General features: G+C 70.9%; 15 protein-coding genes. 7 read left to right on the forward strand and 8 right to left on the reverse strand.

Going from position 1 to position 16,313, the window contains the following annotated elements:
• The first annotated feature begins 93 nt into the window (after positions 1-93).
• The 7 genes from KPL78_RS09980 to KPL78_RS10010 all read left to right on the forward strand — a co-directional run bounded on the left by KPL78_RS09980 (position 94) and on the right by KPL78_RS10010 (position 8,546).
• Positions 94-1,425 carry a paraquat-inducible protein A gene (locus KPL78_RS09980; RefSeq protein WP_219762794.1) on the forward strand — a complete coding sequence of 444 codons (1,332 nt, stop codon included), beginning with the start codon at positions 94-96 and terminating at the stop codon, positions 1,423-1,425.
• Complete coding sequence (locus KPL78_RS09985; RefSeq protein WP_219762795.1) at positions 1,425-3,110, forward strand: PqiB family protein; 1,686 nt, start codon at positions 1,425-1,427, stop codon at positions 3,108-3,110. Before KPL78_RS09980 ends, KPL78_RS09985 begins: the two co-directional genes overlap by 1 nt.
• A 4-nt stretch (positions 3,111-3,114) precedes the next feature.
• A complete protein-coding gene (locus tag KPL78_RS09990) occupies positions 3,115-3,687 on the forward strand; it encodes a PqiC family protein (protein ID WP_219762796.1) in 573 nt (190 codons plus the stop codon).
• A gap of 189 nt (positions 3,688-3,876) precedes the next feature.
• Entirely contained in the window at positions 3,877-4,881 is a 1,005-nt protein-coding gene (gene glsA, locus KPL78_RS09995) for a glutaminase A (RefSeq protein WP_219762797.1), read from the forward strand.
• Positions 4,882-4,906: 25 nt separating this feature from the next.
• Positions 4,907-6,532, forward strand: coding sequence for an MFS transporter (locus tag KPL78_RS10000; protein ID WP_255568829.1), 1,626 nt, complete (start codon positions 4,907-4,909; stop codon positions 6,530-6,532).
• Positions 6,529-7,503, forward strand: coding sequence for an asparaginase (locus tag KPL78_RS10005; RefSeq protein ID WP_219762798.1), 975 nt, complete (start codon positions 6,529-6,531; stop codon positions 7,501-7,503). Before KPL78_RS10000 ends, KPL78_RS10005 begins: the two co-directional genes overlap by 4 nt.
• 35 nt (positions 7,504-7,538) lie before the next feature.
• The gene (locus KPL78_RS10010; RefSeq protein WP_219762799.1) at positions 7,539-8,546 is read left to right on the forward strand and encodes a lipid A deacylase LpxR family protein; all 1,008 of its coding nucleotides are present in this window, start codon (positions 7,539-7,541) and stop codon (positions 8,544-8,546) included.
• Between the two features lie 8 nt (positions 8,547-8,554).
• On the opposite strand, the gene KPL78_RS10015 is transcribed toward KPL78_RS10010, so the two are convergent.
• Genes KPL78_RS10015 through KPL78_RS10050 form a run of 8 tightly spaced genes read right to left on the reverse strand, consistent with a single transcriptional unit; the run spans position 8,555 to position 16,313 of the window.
• Entirely contained in the window at positions 8,555-10,972 is a 2,418-nt protein-coding gene (locus KPL78_RS10015; protein WP_219762800.1) for an AsmA family protein, read from the reverse strand.
• Positions 10,969-12,585, reverse strand: coding sequence for a complex I subunit 5 family protein (locus KPL78_RS10020; protein ID WP_219762801.1), 1,617 nt, complete (start codon positions 12,583-12,585; stop codon positions 10,969-10,971). Before KPL78_RS10020 ends, KPL78_RS10015 begins: the two co-directional genes overlap by 4 nt.
• Positions 12,582-14,060 (reverse strand): complex I subunit 5 family protein, encoded by a 1,479-nt coding sequence (locus tag KPL78_RS10025; protein WP_219762802.1) that lies wholly within the window; start codon positions 14,058-14,060, stop codon positions 12,582-12,584. The genes KPL78_RS10020 and KPL78_RS10025 overlap by 4 nt, the downstream gene beginning before the upstream one ends.
• Positions 14,060-14,347, reverse strand: coding sequence for an NADH-quinone oxidoreductase subunit K (locus KPL78_RS10030; protein WP_219762803.1), 288 nt, complete (start codon positions 14,345-14,347; stop codon positions 14,060-14,062). Before KPL78_RS10030 ends, KPL78_RS10025 begins: the two co-directional genes overlap by 1 nt.
• A complete protein-coding gene (locus KPL78_RS10035; RefSeq protein WP_219762804.1) occupies positions 14,344-15,285 on the reverse strand; it encodes a hydrogenase subunit MbhD domain-containing protein in 942 nt (313 codons plus the stop codon). The genes KPL78_RS10030 and KPL78_RS10035 overlap by 4 nt, the downstream gene beginning before the upstream one ends.
• Positions 15,282-15,575, reverse strand: coding sequence for a monovalent cation/H(+) antiporter subunit G (locus KPL78_RS10040; RefSeq protein ID WP_219762805.1), 294 nt, complete (start codon positions 15,573-15,575; stop codon positions 15,282-15,284). The genes KPL78_RS10035 and KPL78_RS10040 overlap by 4 nt, the downstream gene beginning before the upstream one ends.
• Positions 15,572-15,847, reverse strand: a complete 276-nt coding sequence (locus KPL78_RS10045; protein ID WP_219762806.1) for an MrpF/PhaF family protein — start codon at positions 15,845-15,847, stop codon at positions 15,572-15,574. The genes KPL78_RS10040 and KPL78_RS10045 overlap by 4 nt, the downstream gene beginning before the upstream one ends.
• A complete protein-coding gene (locus KPL78_RS10050) occupies positions 15,840-16,313 on the reverse strand; it encodes a Na+/H+ antiporter subunit E (RefSeq protein ID WP_219762807.1) in 474 nt (157 codons plus the stop codon). Before KPL78_RS10050 ends, KPL78_RS10045 begins: the two co-directional genes overlap by 8 nt.

Consider the following 16,313-nt stretch of genomic DNA (forward strand, 5'->3'; position numbering starts at 1 on the left):
ATTCGGGTAGAATCGGATAGCCTTCGGCCCTGGCCCCGCAGGCCGGACAGGCTACAAGGCGCGCATGATCCCCAACTCGGAACCCTCGGCCTGATGTCGGGAGGCACCGCCACCGCCGCCGATCTCGCCCGGACCATGGCCCTCGAGGCCTGGCGCACCGGGTCGCGGCTGTGCGAATGCTCCAGTTGCGGCCAGTTCCAGCGGCTGCCGAGCCTGGTGCCCGGGCAATCCGCGCGCTGCATCCGCTGCGACACCGTGCTGCGCCGCGCCCGCATCGACCCGCTGGGTCGCGCCCTGGCGTTGAACCTCGCCGCCCTGTCGCTGTTCGCCGTGGCCTGCCTGATGACGCTGATGACGGTCAGCACGGCGGGGATGGTCCGCCACGCCAGCCTGTTCAGCGGGCCGATCGACATGGGCCGCAGCGGGCTGTGGGAACTGACCATCGTGGTGATGTTCACCACCGTCATCGCCCCGGTCGCGAAGCTGTCCTGCATGACCTATGTGCTGGCCGGCCTGCGGCTGCCGCGCCCGCCACGCCATGTCCGCCGGGTCTATGCCTGGGTCGAGCACCTCCGCCCCTGGTCGATGGTCGAGGTCTTCCTGCTCGGCGTGCTGGTCGCCTACACCAAGCTGATCGACCTGGTGCATATCGAGCTCGGCATCGCGCTCTACGCCATGGGCCTGCTGATGCTGACCATGATCGCGGCGGAAGCGGTGCTCGACCGCCAGGCGGTGTGGGAGGAGATGGAGCGCCGCGGCGTGCCGCATGGCGACATCGACCACGCGGCGACCGCCCTCGCATCGTCCGCCGAGGGCGCGCTGTCCTGCCACACCTGCGGCCTGGTCAGCCTGCCGCATGATCATGACGATCACTGCCCGCGCTGCGGCAGCCATCTGCATGTGCGCAAGCCGAATGCGATGGGCCGCGCCGTGGCGCTGCTGATCGCGGCGGCCATCCTCTATGTGCCGGCCAATGTCTATCCGGTGCTGCAATTCATCCAGCTCGGCTCCGGCCAGCCCAGCACCATCCTGGGCGGTGTGGTCGAATTGCTGGATGGCGGGATGTGGCCGCTGGCGCTGCTGGTCTTCTTCGCCTCGGTCGCGGTGCCGATGCTCAAGATCATGGGGCTCGCCCTGTTGCTGCTGTCCGTGCGCTTCGCCTGGACCAGCCGGCTCCGCGACCGCACCCGGCTCTATTTCGCCGTCAACGCCATCGGACGCTGGTCGATGATCGACATCTTCATGGAGACCATCCTCGTCGCGCTGGTGCGCTTCGGCTCGGTGGTCAGCATCGAACCCGGCATGGGGGCCATCGCCTTCTGTGGCGTCGTCATCCTGACGATGTTCGCCGCCGAGGGCTTCGACCCGCGCCTGATGTGGGACGCGGCGGGCGAGAACGACCATATGCGCGTGGAGCCCCGGTGATGGCCCTCGACCACCCCGAAGCGAAGGTCACCGCCAAGGTCGGACGCAGCCGCTGGCTGTCGCCGATCTGGGCCATTCCGATCGTCACCGCGCTGATCGCGGGATTCCTCGTGTGGCACACCTACTCCCAGCGCGGCCCGACCATCACCCTCACCTTCCGCAGCGCGGAGGGGCTGACCGCCGGCCAGTCGCAGCTCCGCTACCGTGACGTCGTGATGGGCACGGTGCAGGAGATCGCCCTCGCCTCCGACCTCCAGCACGTGACCATGACGATCCGCACGACGCGGGAGGCAGAGCCCCTGCTGACCTCGAATGCCCGCTTCTGGGTGGTGAAGCCGCGGCTCTTCGCCGGCAGCCTGACGGGCCTCGATACGCTGCTCTCCGGCTCCTACATCCAGATCGCGCCCTCCGCGCCGGGCGGCGAGGCGCAGCGGCACTTCACCGGGCTCGAGGACCCGCCGTTGCTGACCACCGAGGAACCCGGCCGCACCTTCCTGCTGCGCGCGGACCGGATCGGGTCGATCAGCCTCGGGTCGCCTGTCTTCTACCGCGACATCGAGGTCGGCCAGGTGCTGGGCTGGGACTTCGCCGACATGGCGGAGAGCGTGACCATCCACACCTTCATCCGCTCCCCCTACGATCGCTATGTGCGGGAGGGCTCGCGGTTCTGGAACGCCTCGGGGCTGTCGGTGCAGCTCGGCGCGGATGGTGTCCAGTTCCGCCTCGAATCCGTGCGCGCCCTGCTGCTGGGCGGCATCGCCTTCGAGACGCCGGAGGCGGCGCGCAACGGCGCCGCCGTCGGGCGGAACGACGTGTTCCGCCTCTACGCCAGCCAGGAGGCCGCCAACAACGCGGCGCTGACGAGGCGCGTGCCCGTCGTCTCCTACTTCACCGATTCCATCTCCGGCCTCTCGCCCGGCGCTCCCGTCACCTTCCAGGGCGTGCGCATCGGCGAGGTGCTGGGCTACGACCTCGAATTCGATGCCGCGACCAACCAGCTCCGCGTGCCTGTGCGCTATGAGATCGAGCCGCAGCGCGTCATGGGGTCCGCACTGGCCGAGCATCGTGGCACGCTCGAGAACGCGCGCACGCTGGTGCAGCAGGGGCTGCGCGCAAGGCTGGTCAGCGCGAACCTGATCACCGGCCAGCAACGCATCGCGCTGGAGTTCGTCGAAGGCGCCGCCCCTGCCCAGATCACCATGCAGGGCGATTCGATCGTCATGCCCACCGCGCCGGGGCAGTTCGCCTCCATCATGGAAGGCGTGAACCGCGTCCTCGCCAGCATCGAGGCTCTGCCGCTGCAGGATATCGGCCATAACGTGAACGCGACCGTGGCGGGGGTGAACGAACTGGTGCAGGACCCCGCGCTGCGGCAGTCGATCGCGGCGCTGCAGGGCACGCTGGCGGCGGCGGAAGCGACGATGCGCAACCTCGATGCCTCGCTGCAACCCGCGCTGCGCAGCCTGCCGCAGGTCATGACCGGGCTGAACAGCGCGGTGGCACAGGCGGGGCGGCTGATCACCTCGGCCAATCGCGGCTATGGTGATGAATCGCAGTTCCAGCGCGAGCTTGAACGCATGCTGGAGCAGATCACCTCCGCCGCGCGGTCGCTGCGCGCACTCGCGGATCAACTCAACCGCAACCCGGAATCGCTGATCCGGGGCCGTTCGACGCAGGGCCCATGACCGCATGACCTTCCGCCGCCGCGACGCCGCTTCCCTTGGCGCCCTTGCGCTGCTCGCCGCCTGCCGTTCGACCGAGCCGGTGCTCTACACGTTGCAACCCGTGCCTGGCACACAGCGCCGCGGCGGCCCGCGCAATATCGGGGTGCGGGACGTGTCGCTGGCGCGCTATCTCGACCGCGTGCAGATCGTCCGGTCGGTGGATGACTACCGCCTCTCCGTCTCCGGCAATGACTGGTGGGGCGAGAACCTCGACACGATGATGACGCGCGTGCTGGTCGAGAACCTGGCGCAGCGCCTGTCAGCGTCCAACGTCTTCTCGACCGGCGGCGCGATCTCGGTGACGCCGGAGGCGTTGGTGGAGGTGAACCTCCAGCGTCTCGTTCAGACCGGGCCTGACAGCCTGGTGATGACGGCGCAGATCGCCGTGACGCTGCGCGAACCGCGCCGGCGCGAGATCGCCCGCACCGAGACCGTCACCGCCCCGGTCGGCGGCGCAGACATGCCGGCCTTCGTGGCGGCGGCGAGCCAAGCCGCGGGCCGGCTCGCGGACGCGACGGCCGCTCTTCTCGCGTCCTGACCGTCCCGGCAGTTTGGAACGCCCCGTCCAGGGGCGGGATGCTCGGCCGATAGAAGCGGCCGGCGCAGGGTCTAGCCTCGTCACCCGCCTGTAAGGAACCGCGCCGGCCCGCCGGTCGATGCCGCGTTCCGGGCACGCTTCGTGCCATGCTCAGGTCCGGGTGGAAACGAGACGCGGACGACCAGAACAATGCACGACCGCCTGCATGCCGATGAAGCCTTCGGCCCCGGCACCATCTCCACCGGGCATCTGCCGCCGAACCCCACGGTCGACGTGCTGGTGGAAGAGGCATGGAACCGCTACCGCGGCGTGGTCGAGGGCAAGGTGGCGGACTACATCCCGGCGCTCGCCAAGGCCTCTGCCGATTGGCTCGGCATCTGCGTCGCCGGCGTGGACGGCATCGAGCATGCCGTCGGCGATGCCGACCGGGCGTTTTCGATCCAGTCGATCTCCAAGCCCTTCGTCTTCGCCCTGGTCTGCCAGGCGCTCGGCCGGGGTCGGGCACGGGCGAGCATCGGCGTCAACGCGACCGGCCTGCCCTTCAACTCGGTGATGGCGATCGAGCTGAACGCCGACCGCACCATGAACCCCATGGTCAATGCGGGGGCGATCGCGACGACCTCCCTCGCCCCTGGCGCCAACGCCGAGGCGCGCTGGGCCTTCATCCGCGACGGGCTGTCCCGCTTCGCCGGGCGCGAGCTCGCGCTCGACCGGGAAGTCTACGAATCGGAAGCGGCCACGAACCAGCGCAACCAGGGCATCGCCCGGCTGCTGCAAGGCTATGGCCGCATGTATTCCGACCCGGACGAGGCGACCGACATCTACACCCGCCAATGCGCGCTGAACGTCACTGCGCGGGATCTTGCGGTGATGGGGGCGACGCTCGCCGATGGCGGGGTGAACCCGGTCACGAAGGAACGCGTGGTCGATGAGGATCGCTGCCGCCGCGTGCTCGCGGTGATGGCGACGGCCGGGCTGTATGAGCAGTCGGGCGACTGGCTCTACGAGGTCGGGCTGCCGGGCAAGAGCGGCGTCGCCGGCGGCATCGTCACCATCGCACCGGGCAAGGGCGGGCTGGCGGTCTTCTCGCCGCCGCTGGACGGCGCGGGCAACAGCGTGCGCGGGCAGCTCGTCACACGCTTCCTGTCGGAACGGCTCGGCCTCAACCTCTTCGCGTCGCAACCGGCCGGGTGAGCCGGGAGTCGGGGGAACCACCGTCATGAGCAGCAGCGCCACCGAAATGCGGGAATCCTGGGTGCCGATGATCGCCATCGCACTCGGCCAGATGCTGATGTCCTTCAACGTCGCGGCCCTGCCGGTCTCGCTCGCCGGCATGGTGGCGAGCTTCGGCGTGCCGCCGACCACCGTCGCCACCGGCATCGTGATGTATTCGCTGGCCGTGGCGGGCTTCGTCATGCTGGGCGCGAAGCTGGTGCAGCGCTTCGGCTCGACCTCGGTGTTCCGCGTCGTGATCGGAATCTTCGCCATCGCGCAGGTGCTGATGGTCATCGCACCGGCGGCGATCGTGATGCTGAGCGCACAGCTCCTCGCCGGCCTGGCCGCGGCGGTGATCGTGCCGGCGCTGGTGGCGCTGATCGCGCATCACTATCGTGGCCAGCAGCAGGCGACGGCGGTGGGCGCGCTGGGATCGGCCCGCGCGGCGGCCGGCGTGCTGGCCTTCCTGATCGGCGGCATGCTCGGCACCTTCATCGGCTGGCGGCCGGTCTTCGGCATCCTGGTGGTGGCCTCGGCCGCGGTCTTCCTCCTGTCCTTCAAGCTGAAGCCCGAGGACTCGCGGCCCGAAGTGAAGATCGACCTGGTCGGCGTGATGCTCGCCGCCATCGCCATCGTCATGATCGTCTTCGGCTTCAACAATTTGAACCGCTGGGGCCTCGGCGTCGCGCGGCCCGGCGCGCCCTTCGACATCTTCGGCATGTCGCCCGCGCCCATCATGATCGTCATCGGCGCCATCCTGCTGCAATCCTTCATCGTCTGGTGCCGGCGCGTGGCGGAACGGGGCGGCACGCCGCTGCTCGACCTGCGCGTCATCACCTCGGGCGAGGAACGCGCGGCGGTCTATGCGATGTTCACCGTGGTCGGGCTCGAGGCCATGCTGAACTTCACCGTGCCGCTCTACATCCAGATCGTGCAGGGGCGCACGCCGATCGAGACGGCGATCGCCATGATGCCTTTCAACCTGACGGTCTTCTTCACCGCCATGCTGGTGGTGAAGCTGTACGACAAGGTCCCGCCACGGCGCATCGCGCAGGGTGGTTTCCTGCTGTGCATCGTTGGCTTGCTGTGGCTCGCCTGGGTGGTGCGTAACGACTGGTCCGCCATCCCGGTGATGTTCGGGCTGATCACCTTCGGCATCGGCCAGGGCGCGCTGGTGACCCTGGTGTTCAACGTGCTGGTCACCGCCGCTCCGAAGGAACTCGCGGGGGATGTCGGGTCGCTGCGCGGGACGACGCAGAATCTCGCGGCCGGTGTCGGCACGGCGGTCTCGGGTGCGCTGCTCGTCGGGCTTCTGTCGGCCGGCATCCTGTACCGCATCGCGGACAACCCGCAGCTTCCGGTCGCCATCGTGTCGCAGATCGATCTCGACAGCATCAATTTCGTCAGCAACGACCGGCTGAACGACATCATGGCCCGCACCGGCGCGGCACCCGAACAGGTCGCCGAAGCGGTGCGCGTGAACACCGAGGCGCGGCTTCGCGCCCTCAAGATCGGGCTGCTGATCATGGCGCTGGTGGCGGCCCTCGCCATCGTTCCGGCAAGCCGCCTGCCCGGCTACAAGCCCGGCGAGATTCCCGACGGCATCCAGCCGCGTGAAAGGAAGGCATGACGCGCAAGCGGCTTCTCCTCCTGTCCCTCGGCGGCACCATCACCATGGTGCCGTCCGCCGAAGGAGGCATCGCCCCGAAGCTCGGCGCGGCGGAGCTCGTGGCCTCGGTGCCGGCCCTCGCCGAGGTCGCGGAGATCGAGGCCGACAGCCCGGAACGGCTGCCGAGCCCATCGCTGACGCCCGACCATCTCGTCGCCGTAGCCGTGCGCATCGCTGCGGCCTTCGCCGCCGGGGCGGATGGCGCGGTCGTCATCCAAGGCACCGACACCATTGAGGAATCGGCCTTCCTGCTCGACCTGCTGGTCGCCGGCGACAAGCCGGTGGTGGTGACCGGCGCGATGCGCGGCGCGGCCGCGCCTGGCGCGGACGGGCCTGCGAATTTGCTCGCCGCCTCGCGTGTCGCCGCAAGCGCGGAGGCGCGCGGGCTCGGCGCCCTCGCCGTGCTCAACGACCAGATCCATGCCGCGCGCTTCGTGCAAAAGACGCATACCGCCCTGCCCTCGGCCTTCCAATCACCGCTCGCCGGCCCGCTCGGCATCGTCGCGGAGGACCGGGTGCGCCTCTTCGCCCGGGTCGCGCGCAATCCGATCCTGCCGCCGGAGGACGCGCCGCCGCGGCCCGTCGCACTGGTCCGCTGGGCGATGGGCGATGACGGCCGGCTGCTCGGCGCGCTGCCAGGCCTGGGCTACGAAGGCGCGGTGATCGAGGGCATGGGCGCGGGCCACGTGCCGGCCGACGCCGCCGAGGCGGTTGGCGCGCTCGCCGCCCGGATGCCGGTGGTGCTGGCGTCGCGCTGCGTGACGGGCCCTGTCTTCACCGAGACCTATGGCTATGCCGGCGGCGAGATCGACCTGATCCGCCGCGGCGCGATCCCCGCCGGCATGTTGTCGGGACCGAAGGCGCGCCTGCTGCTGGGCCTCGCGCTGCGCGGGAACGGCAGCCCGGCGGCCGCCTTCACACCCTACCAATGACCCAGGCCTGCCACTCCCGAAGGATCACCCGACGCATGCGCCGCCATGCCTGTCTCATCGCGACGACGGGACTTGCCCTCGCCCTTTCGACCATCCCGGCGCGGGCCCAGGACGTCATACCCCCGCCGCAGTACGGCACCTTCACCTTCACCTATGAGAACGACCTGCTCGCGGGCACGGACCGCTACTACACCAGCGGCTTCCAGGCGGCCTGGCGGTCGACACCCTTCACGGCCCCGTCCTGGGCGGGGTTCCTGACCGATGGCTCGGCGCTGGTGTTCCCCGATGGCGGCGCGCCGCGATGGGGTGTCGCCTTCGGGCAGAACATCTTCACCCCGGACGATACGCTGCTGCGCAACCCCGACCCGACCGACCGGCCCTATGCGGGCTGGCTCTACGGCGCCTTCAACATCTCCTCCACCTCCCCGACCTCCTACGGCAGCATCGAGTTGCAGCTCGGCGTGGTGGGACCCAGCGCGCTCGGGGAGCAGACGCAGAACAACGTCCACGACTTCCTCAACATCGACCGCGCCTATGGCTGGAACTACCAGCTCAAGGACGAACCGGGGGTGAACCTCATCCTCACCCGGCAATGGCGCTACAACAGCGAGCCGGTGTGGGACGACGTCGCCATCGGCTTCGTGCCGAGCCTGACCGCAAGCGTCGGCAATGTGCAGACCTATGCCTCGGCCGGGCTGATGGTCAGGGCGGGCAACGACCTGACGGCCGATTTCGGGCCGCCGCGCATGCGGCCCTCGGTCACCGGATCGGCCTTCTACGACGCCGATCGGCGCTGGGGCTGGTATGTCTTCGCCGGCTTCGACGTCCGCGCCGTGGCGCATGACATCTTCCTGGATGGCAACACCTGGCGCGACAGCCGCAGCGTGGAGAAGGAGAACCTGGTCGGCGAGGCCAGCGCCGGCTTCGCCTTCTTCATGCCCTTCGCGCGCCTGACCTTGTCCTATGCCGCGCGCACGCGGGAATTCCAGACGCAGCAGGAATCCGCGCAGTTCGGGTCGATCAGCCTGTCCTTCCAGTTCTGACCGGCGCCTCAGCGCCGCCGGCCACCGAGCAGCCCGCCGATCCCCCGCACCACCTCCTGCGCCGTGCCCTGGATCTCCCGCGGCACGAGGGGGATGGGCGTCGCGGCAGCCTCCGGCATGGTCCCGGCACGGCCCAGCCGTGCCAGGGTCAGCGCCGGCCCGCAATCGCCCCCGGGCGGGGTGCTGCCGGTGGCGCCGCGCAGGAATTCGACCGTGCTGCTGCGCCAGAGCCGGTTCGCCACCGTGTCGCCGATGACATGCGCGAGCGCGGCGCCGGGCTCCACGCCGATGCGTGGCTCCGCCAGCGTGCCGCCGATCGTCACCGGTGCGCGGACCGTAACGCCCATCAGACGGACATCCGGCAGCAGCCGCGCGGCGATGGTCTCGTCGCGCAAATTCAGCGCCAGGCTGCCATCGATGCGGCCGAACTCGCCTTCCATCAGCAGGGCCTGGCTGCTCGCCACGCCGTTCTCGGCGGAAAGCCGCACGGCGAGGCAGCGCAGTGCCAGCCCACCCGATGGGGTCCCGCGTGGCAGCAGCGCGCGGATCAGATCGGGTCCGATACGCAGCGCCGTCGCGCCGGTAAAACGGCCGCCGACCATGGCAATCCCGGCCTCGCCGGACAGCGTCGCCGCCAGCGCGCGCGTCGTCGCGCCCTGACCGTGCAGATCCAAGGCCAGCTCGGCCACACCCTGGAAGCCGGCCGGCACGCCGAAGGCGCGGCGCAGCGCCGCCATATCCAACCCGCGCCCCCGGCTGTCGAGACGCAGCGCAACACGCGGCACAGCACCTGACGCATCGATCTGCAGGCGCCCGCCCACCGGGCCACCCGGCGTGGTGACCGCGAAGGGATCGACCGTCAGCCGACCATTGGCGAGCGCCACCGTGCCGCTGACGTCACGCCAGGTCGTCCCACCCGCGACGAGCTGTGTTGCAGCGACACGGAGCGACGCATCCATCTCCCGCAACATCGCGACCGGCAGGGGCAGGTCGGGGATGACGCGCGTCGCCGCGCCGCGCCGCACCGTGCTCGCCCCTGCCCCGCCACCCAGCGCATCGAGGTCGAGGCGCCGCGCCGAGACCTGCCCGGTCAGCGACGGCCGCGCGGCCAGCGTCAGGCGGACATCGCCGCTCGCCTCCAGCGCATTTGCCGTGATGGCCAGCCCGTCGAACTGCATCGTCCGGGTGAACAGGCCGCGAAGCCGCGCATTCGCCGTCACGCCGGTCATCCGAGGCAGCGCGACACCCGGCACCGGACCGAGCAGCGCGAGATCGGGTGTCGTCAGCCTCGCCTCGAATGTTGTCCCGGACAGATCGAAGTCGCGCTGCACCGGCCCGGACAGGTCCAGCCGCGCTCGGCCGGAGGTCAGGGTCGCCTCGATCGGCAGCGTTTCCTCCTCCATGATCCGGCGCAGCGGCGGCAGCGTTGCGTGCAGGCCGAGATCGGCCGTGCCGCGCCAACCCTGCGCCGAGATCGTCGCGGGCGCCTCGAAGGATTCGGCGCGCAGTTCCGCGCGGGCGATCCGCAGTCCCGGCAGCAGCGCGGCGAGATCGGTCGCGCCGACACGCAAGGTCAGGTCGGACATTGCCGGCCAGGGCGAGCCCGGACCAAGCCGCGCCGAGAGGCTGAGCGAACCCAGCGGCGGCAGCGTGCGGTCGAAGCGGGCGGCAAGGCGTGGCACGGCCGCGCTGTCGACCTCGGCATCCAGGTCCAGGGACCAGCCGGCCGTGTCCATGCCGTGCGGCCAGCGCCCCTTGGCGCGCGCATGCAGGCCATCGCCGGAGACGGCCGCCTCCAGCGGCAGGGCACCGTCCGCTTCCCGCCCCAGCCGGGCGGCGATGGTCAGCGCCTCGCCATCCAGGCGGATGCGGCCATCAAGTTCCAGAGGATCCTCGGGCGTGTCGCGTGCGATGTGCAACGTGTCGATGTCGATCGCGCCGACGGGACTGCCGGGCAGGAGGATGCGCGAGGATTCGATCTCCACCGATGCGATGCTGACGCCGCCGCCGGAGGAGGACGCCTCCCGACCTGCGGCGAAGACCCAGTTGCCACGGCCCTCCGCATCACGCTCAAGAATGATCTGGGCATCGGAGAGGAACAGGCTGTCGATCTCGACCCGGCCGGCGATGAGAGGCACGAGGGCAAGCGTCACTTCGAACCGCCCGATGCGCGCAAAATCCGGCTGCGACCCGCCGGGGATGTTCGCGATGGCGGTGTTGGACAGCGCGATGCGCGGGCGCAAGCCGAAGCGCACGCCGATCGCGCCATAGGTGATGCGCCGCCCGGTGGCGTTTTCCAGCGCGCGGTCGAGCTGCGCGGTGAATGCGCCGCGGGAGATCGCGACCTGCAACGCGACAATGCCGGCCCCACCCAGCACGCAGAGGCCGAGCAGGATGAACGCGCCGATGCGCAGGAACCGGATCATGCCCCCAGCATGGCGAAGGCGAGCGCGAACGTCAGGAGCAACAGCGCGAGGCCGGCGACGGGCCAGAGGCGCAGCAGCGCCTCGGCGCGCGCGAGGAGGCCGCCGAGCGGCGCCGCGCCGGCCAGCAGGCGCCGCGCCGGGTGGATGATGTCACCGCCCGGCACCTCGGGCAGGCGTTCCCCCCACCGCAGCAGGGCGACGGTCAGCAATAGCCCGACCACAACCGGCCGCGTGGCCTTGTTCAGCGCGTCGGGCGTCAGGACCGCGGACAGGTTGCCTCCGGCGAAGGGGAACAGCAGCCAGGGCAGGATCAGCGCCGCCGTCGCCAGCGCCAGCCAGGGCAGGAGCATCCCGATCGGCGGCCGGGACGATGCGTCGTCGGCCCAGCCCAAGGACAGGCGCCGGACGAAATGGAGCATCAGCAGCGTCGAACCGGCGGCCGACAGCACGGAGAGCGCCCCGGCCAGCCCCTCGCCCAGTTCGCCCTTCACCGCTTCCTTGGCCAGCCACCCGCCGGTGAACGGCAAGCCGCCGAAACCCATGGCGAGCAGGATCGCCGGCCCCAGCACCCACCAGCGCGCGCGGCCGCCGATGCTTGCCGCGACACCGACCGCGAGGAACAGCGCGCCCTTCGCCAGGATGTGGTGCAGGGCATAGAAGGCCGCGGAGACCGGCGTCGTGCCGATGCCCGCTGCCAGTCCCATGCCGATCGCCGCCGCGACCACGCCCATCTGGCTGACCGAGGAATAGGCGAGCACCGTCTTCGGGTTGCGCTGGGTGATGCCCATCGCCACGCCCCAGAAGGCGGTGACGAAGCCTATGACGGCCAGGGCCTCGCCCCAGCCGGCGGGTGTGACCTCCAGCGGCAGGAAGCGGATCAGGCCGATGATGCCAGCCTTGATGATGGCGCCGCTCAGCACGGCGGAGGCCGGCATGGGAGCCGCCGGATGGGCGATCGGCAGCCAGACATGCAGCGGGACGAGGCCCGCCTTCAACCCGAATCCGATGACGAGGAAGGCGATGGCGAGGTCGCGCAGCCGCGCCGTTGCCAGGGCCGGCAGCACATCAGCCATGGCGAGGCTGTCGCCCGGCGTGAAGGCCGCGAGCAGGGCGAAGCCGGCCAGCAGGGCGGCCTCCCCGATCACGGTCAGCAGGATGTAGCTGGCGCCGGCGGACCAGGCGCGCGGTGTGCGGTCGTGGATGACGAGGCCCCAGGCCGGCAGGCTCGCCAGGGCGAAGACGAAATAGAAGCTGACGAGATCTCCCGCGACGAAGACGCCGAGGCTGCCCGCCATGGTCGCCAACCACCAGGCGGCAAAGCGTGGCTGCGCGTCACGCGCGATGTAGCTGCGCACATAGACCGAGGCGGCGCTCCACAGCAGCGCCGCGCCGCCCAGCAGCAAGGCCGAGGGCAGGTCGAGCACCAGTGTCAGCCGCACCCGCGCATAGACGATGAAGGGATCTGCGCCGGCCGCGGTCAGCGCGCAGGCCAGCCCCGGCAGCGGCGCCAGCCACAGCAGGCCAAGGGCCCGCGCGCGCAGCCGAGGCATGGTCACGGCGATCAGGAAAACGAGCGGCGTGAGCGGCGTCGCGATGAGCAGGAGGGCGGTCACGGCGACACATCCAGCCGGCCGATCTGCACCAGCCCGAAGGCGGCGAGCGGTAGGAAGCCGAGCACCACCGACACCAGCGCAAGCGCCAGCGCGATGCCGTCCCGCTGCCACGCCACCGGAGCGGGCTCCGGCGCCGGGTCGCCGGCGCGCAGCCCCATCGCGAGCACACGATAGACATAGCCGCCGGTGAGCAGACCACCGCCCAGGATCACCAACGCCCACCACCATTGCCCCGCGCCGATCGCCGCACTCAGCAGCAACCACTTCGCCGCGAAACCGCCCGAGGGCGGCACGCCCATCAGCGACAGGCCGGCCAGGGCGAAGGTCAGCAGCGTGACCGGCATGGCCCGACCCGCGCCGCTGAGATCGGCGATGCGGTCATGCCCGAAACGCGCCGCCATGATCCCCGCCGCGAGGAACATCGCCGCCTTGGCGAAGGCGTGCGAGACCGCCTGCACCACACCGCCGGTCCAGGCCTTGGCCGCAACCTCCCCCGCACTCGCGGCAAGGAGTGGGAACATCAGAAAGAGGTAGCCGATCTGCGCAACGGTCGAATAGGCGACGAGCAGCTTCAGCCGCGCCTGCCCCAGCGCCGCGACGGACCCCAGCAGGATCGCCGCCGCGCCGAGCCCCGCCAGGATCTGCGCCGCATCCGGCATCGGCACGCGGGCCATGACGCCGAACCACAGGCGCAGCACGAGGACGAAGGAGCCCTTCACCACCAGGGCCGAGAGCACGGCGCTCGCTGCCGCGGGCGCGCCGGCATGGGCGGGTGGCAGCCAGAGATGCAGCGGCAGCAGCGCCGTCTTGGCGAGCAGCCCGGCCGTCATCACCGCGATGGCGATCATGACCGGGATGTCGCCCCGCACCCGCTGCGCCAGCAGCACGATGTCGAGCGTGCCCGCGCTGCCATAGATCAGCGCGACGCCGAGCAGATACAGCACTGATCCCAGCAGCGCGAACATCAGGTAGCGCAGCGCCGCCTGCAGCGTCGCGCGGCTGCCATCGAGGCAGACCAGCGGCATGGCGGCAAAGGTCAGCAGCTCCAGCGCGACATAGAGCGTGAAGAGGTCGTTCGCGACCACCGCCAGGTTGATCGCCGCCCACAGCCCCAGCAGCAGGGGCCAGAAGGCGAAGGCCTGCCGGCGCTCGGCTGCACCAGCCGCCGTGCCGAAATCGGCGCGGGCGAAGATGGCGATGGCGCCGATGATGAGTGCCGCGGTCAGCAGCATCGCCGCGGCCAGCCCATCGGCGCGGAAGGCGATGCCGAGCGGCGGTGCCCAATGCCCCAGTTCCTGTCGGATCGGCACGCCACCAAGCTGCACCACCAGCATGATACCGATCGCGAGCGCGAGGCCGACGGGCGCATAGGCCAGCGTCAAACGCTCCGCCCCGCGCGCGCCGAGTGGCACCGCCGCAACCATGGCCAGCACCGGCAGCATCACCGCCAGCATCGGCAGCATGTCCCACGCCATCAGGCGCGGTCCTTCGCGGCGGCGAGGCGCAGCACCAGCGCCACCGCGAGCGTCGTCGCGGCAAAGGCGACGACGATGCCCGTCAGGATGATCGCCTGCGGCACGGGATCGCCGCCGAAACCGGCGCCCGCGCCGCGCCGGGCCACCGCGCCAAAGACAAGAAAGACGCCGCCGCCGAGCAGGTTGAAGGACAGAATGCGCAGCAGCGCGTCCCGCCGCACCAGCATGCCGAACAGACCGATGCCGATCAGGGCGGCGCCGACGAGGCCGAAGATCGTGCCGGTCATCGCGGCGGCTCCGGTGGTCCCATGACGAGCAGCGCCAGCGCCACGGCGATTGAGGCGGTGAGCACGATCTCGATCGCCAGGATCAGCGGCTTCGCCCAGCCCGGCGGGTAGGCGAGGAAGGCGCCCTCGGCCAGCGCGCCGCCGAGGCCGATCAGGATGAACAGCGCGGGACCGGCCGCCAGGACCAAGCGCAGCCAGCGCGCATCGATGCGCGGTGCGGGCGCGAGGCCCGCCATCCAGGGCATCAGCCACATCGCCGCGAGAACCGCCGCCGCCTGGAACTTCCCCCCTGGCGCATCGGCGCCGACCCAGAGGATATGGATGGCGATGACGATGCCGAGCGGCGGCAGGACCCGCGCCAGCAGCGCGAGCGGCCCATCCCGCACGACCGGCTGGCGCAGCCCGGCCACCCCGCCCCAGCCCCCTTCGGGTGTCAGGGCCCAGACGCAGACCACGGCCAACAGCACGACTGCGGATTCCAGCAGCGTGTCGAGCGCGCGGAAGGACATCAGGACGGCGGTGACCGGGTTGCCGAGATCGGTCGTCGCGAGATTGGCGGCGACCTGTGGCGCGAGGCTCGGCGTGGGGTCCGGCAGCAGCAGCACCGCGGCGCCGATCGCGACCGTCAACGCCGCGCAGCCGATACCGATGAGGATCGTCAGCAGCGGTCCGGTCTCAGCATCCGGCGAGGGCTCGGCGAGGCCCTCGAGGCGCCGCACGCCGCCCAGCAGCAGCACGCCGGACAGTCCGGCGCCGATCGAGGCCTCGGTCAAGGCAACATCCGGCGCGTCGAGCCGCGCCCAGGCCAGAGCGAGCAACAGCCCATAGGCGATGAACAGCGCCGCGGAGGCGAAAGCCCGCCGGGTCGCCACGCAGCCCAGCGCCAGGGCGAGGATACCGGCCGCCAGCAGGCCATCCGCCGCGAGCGCCGGGATCACGTGATTCCTCCTTGCCGGCGGAGCAGGCGCGCGATCATCGGGCCGGTCGCGGCACTCGCCAGCAGCACGAGCGCCCAGAAGGCGAGCAGGCGCAGGATGCCGGCCAGGCTGTCCATCTGCGGCAGCAACCCGAGCACCACCAGCCCGAGACCGAGGTGATCCGCCTTGGTCAGCGCATGCAGTCGGCTGGCCGTATCGGGAAAGCGCAACAGCCCGACCGTGCCGGCCGCGAAGAAGACAAGGCCCGCGAGGACGCAAAGAATGGTGACGCCGTCGGCCAATAGGCTCATGGCCCCGGCTCCCGTGGATCGTCGCCGGGCGCCAGGCGCGCCATGGCGACCGAGGCAAAGGCCGCCAGCACCGCCAGGATCAGTGCCAGGTCGAACAGTGCCGGCGCCGCCATCGCCACGCCCGCGAGCAGCAGCGCCGCGATGCCGCCCGTGCCGAGAAGCTGCGCCGCCATGATCCGGTCGGCATCGGCCGGTCCACGCAGCACCCGCACCAGCCCTCCCAGCACGGTGACGAGCACCAGCAGAGCCGCGGCCAACAGGAACTCAGTCATCGAGGCCGAAGGCGCGGGCGAAGCGCGCCTCCTCCGCCGTCATGGCAGCGGCGACGCCGGCGCTGCCGTCCAGGGCATGGATGGCGATGGCGCCGTCCGCCATTTCTCCGGCGGGCAAGGTCCCCGGCAGCAGGCTGGCATAGGCCAGGAAGGCATCGCGCGCCGGCCCCGGTGGCAGGCGCGGCGTCCAGGCGATGGTCGCCGGGGCAGGCCGCCGGCGTGGATCGAGCGCGAGCCGTGCCACCTCGATCCCGGCGCGCAGCGCCTGTACCGGAAAGCGCAGCACCAGCGCCGCGCACTCGACCGGGCGTGTCCGCCGGCCGACAGGCGGCAACAGCGCAAGACTGACCCAGGCACCGAGTGCGGCGGCCACCATGCCAACGGGCAGCGTTGGCGGCCCCGCCCCGGCGATCGCGATCCACAGCAGCAGGAGCAGCCCGAAGCGGATCAGCCCCGCGCCGCCCAT

This window comes from Roseomonas alba (assembly GCF_019430885.1).
In the GTDB taxonomy this organism is placed as follows: Bacteria; Pseudomonadota; Alphaproteobacteria; order Acetobacterales; family Acetobacteraceae; genus Neoroseomonas; species Neoroseomonas alba.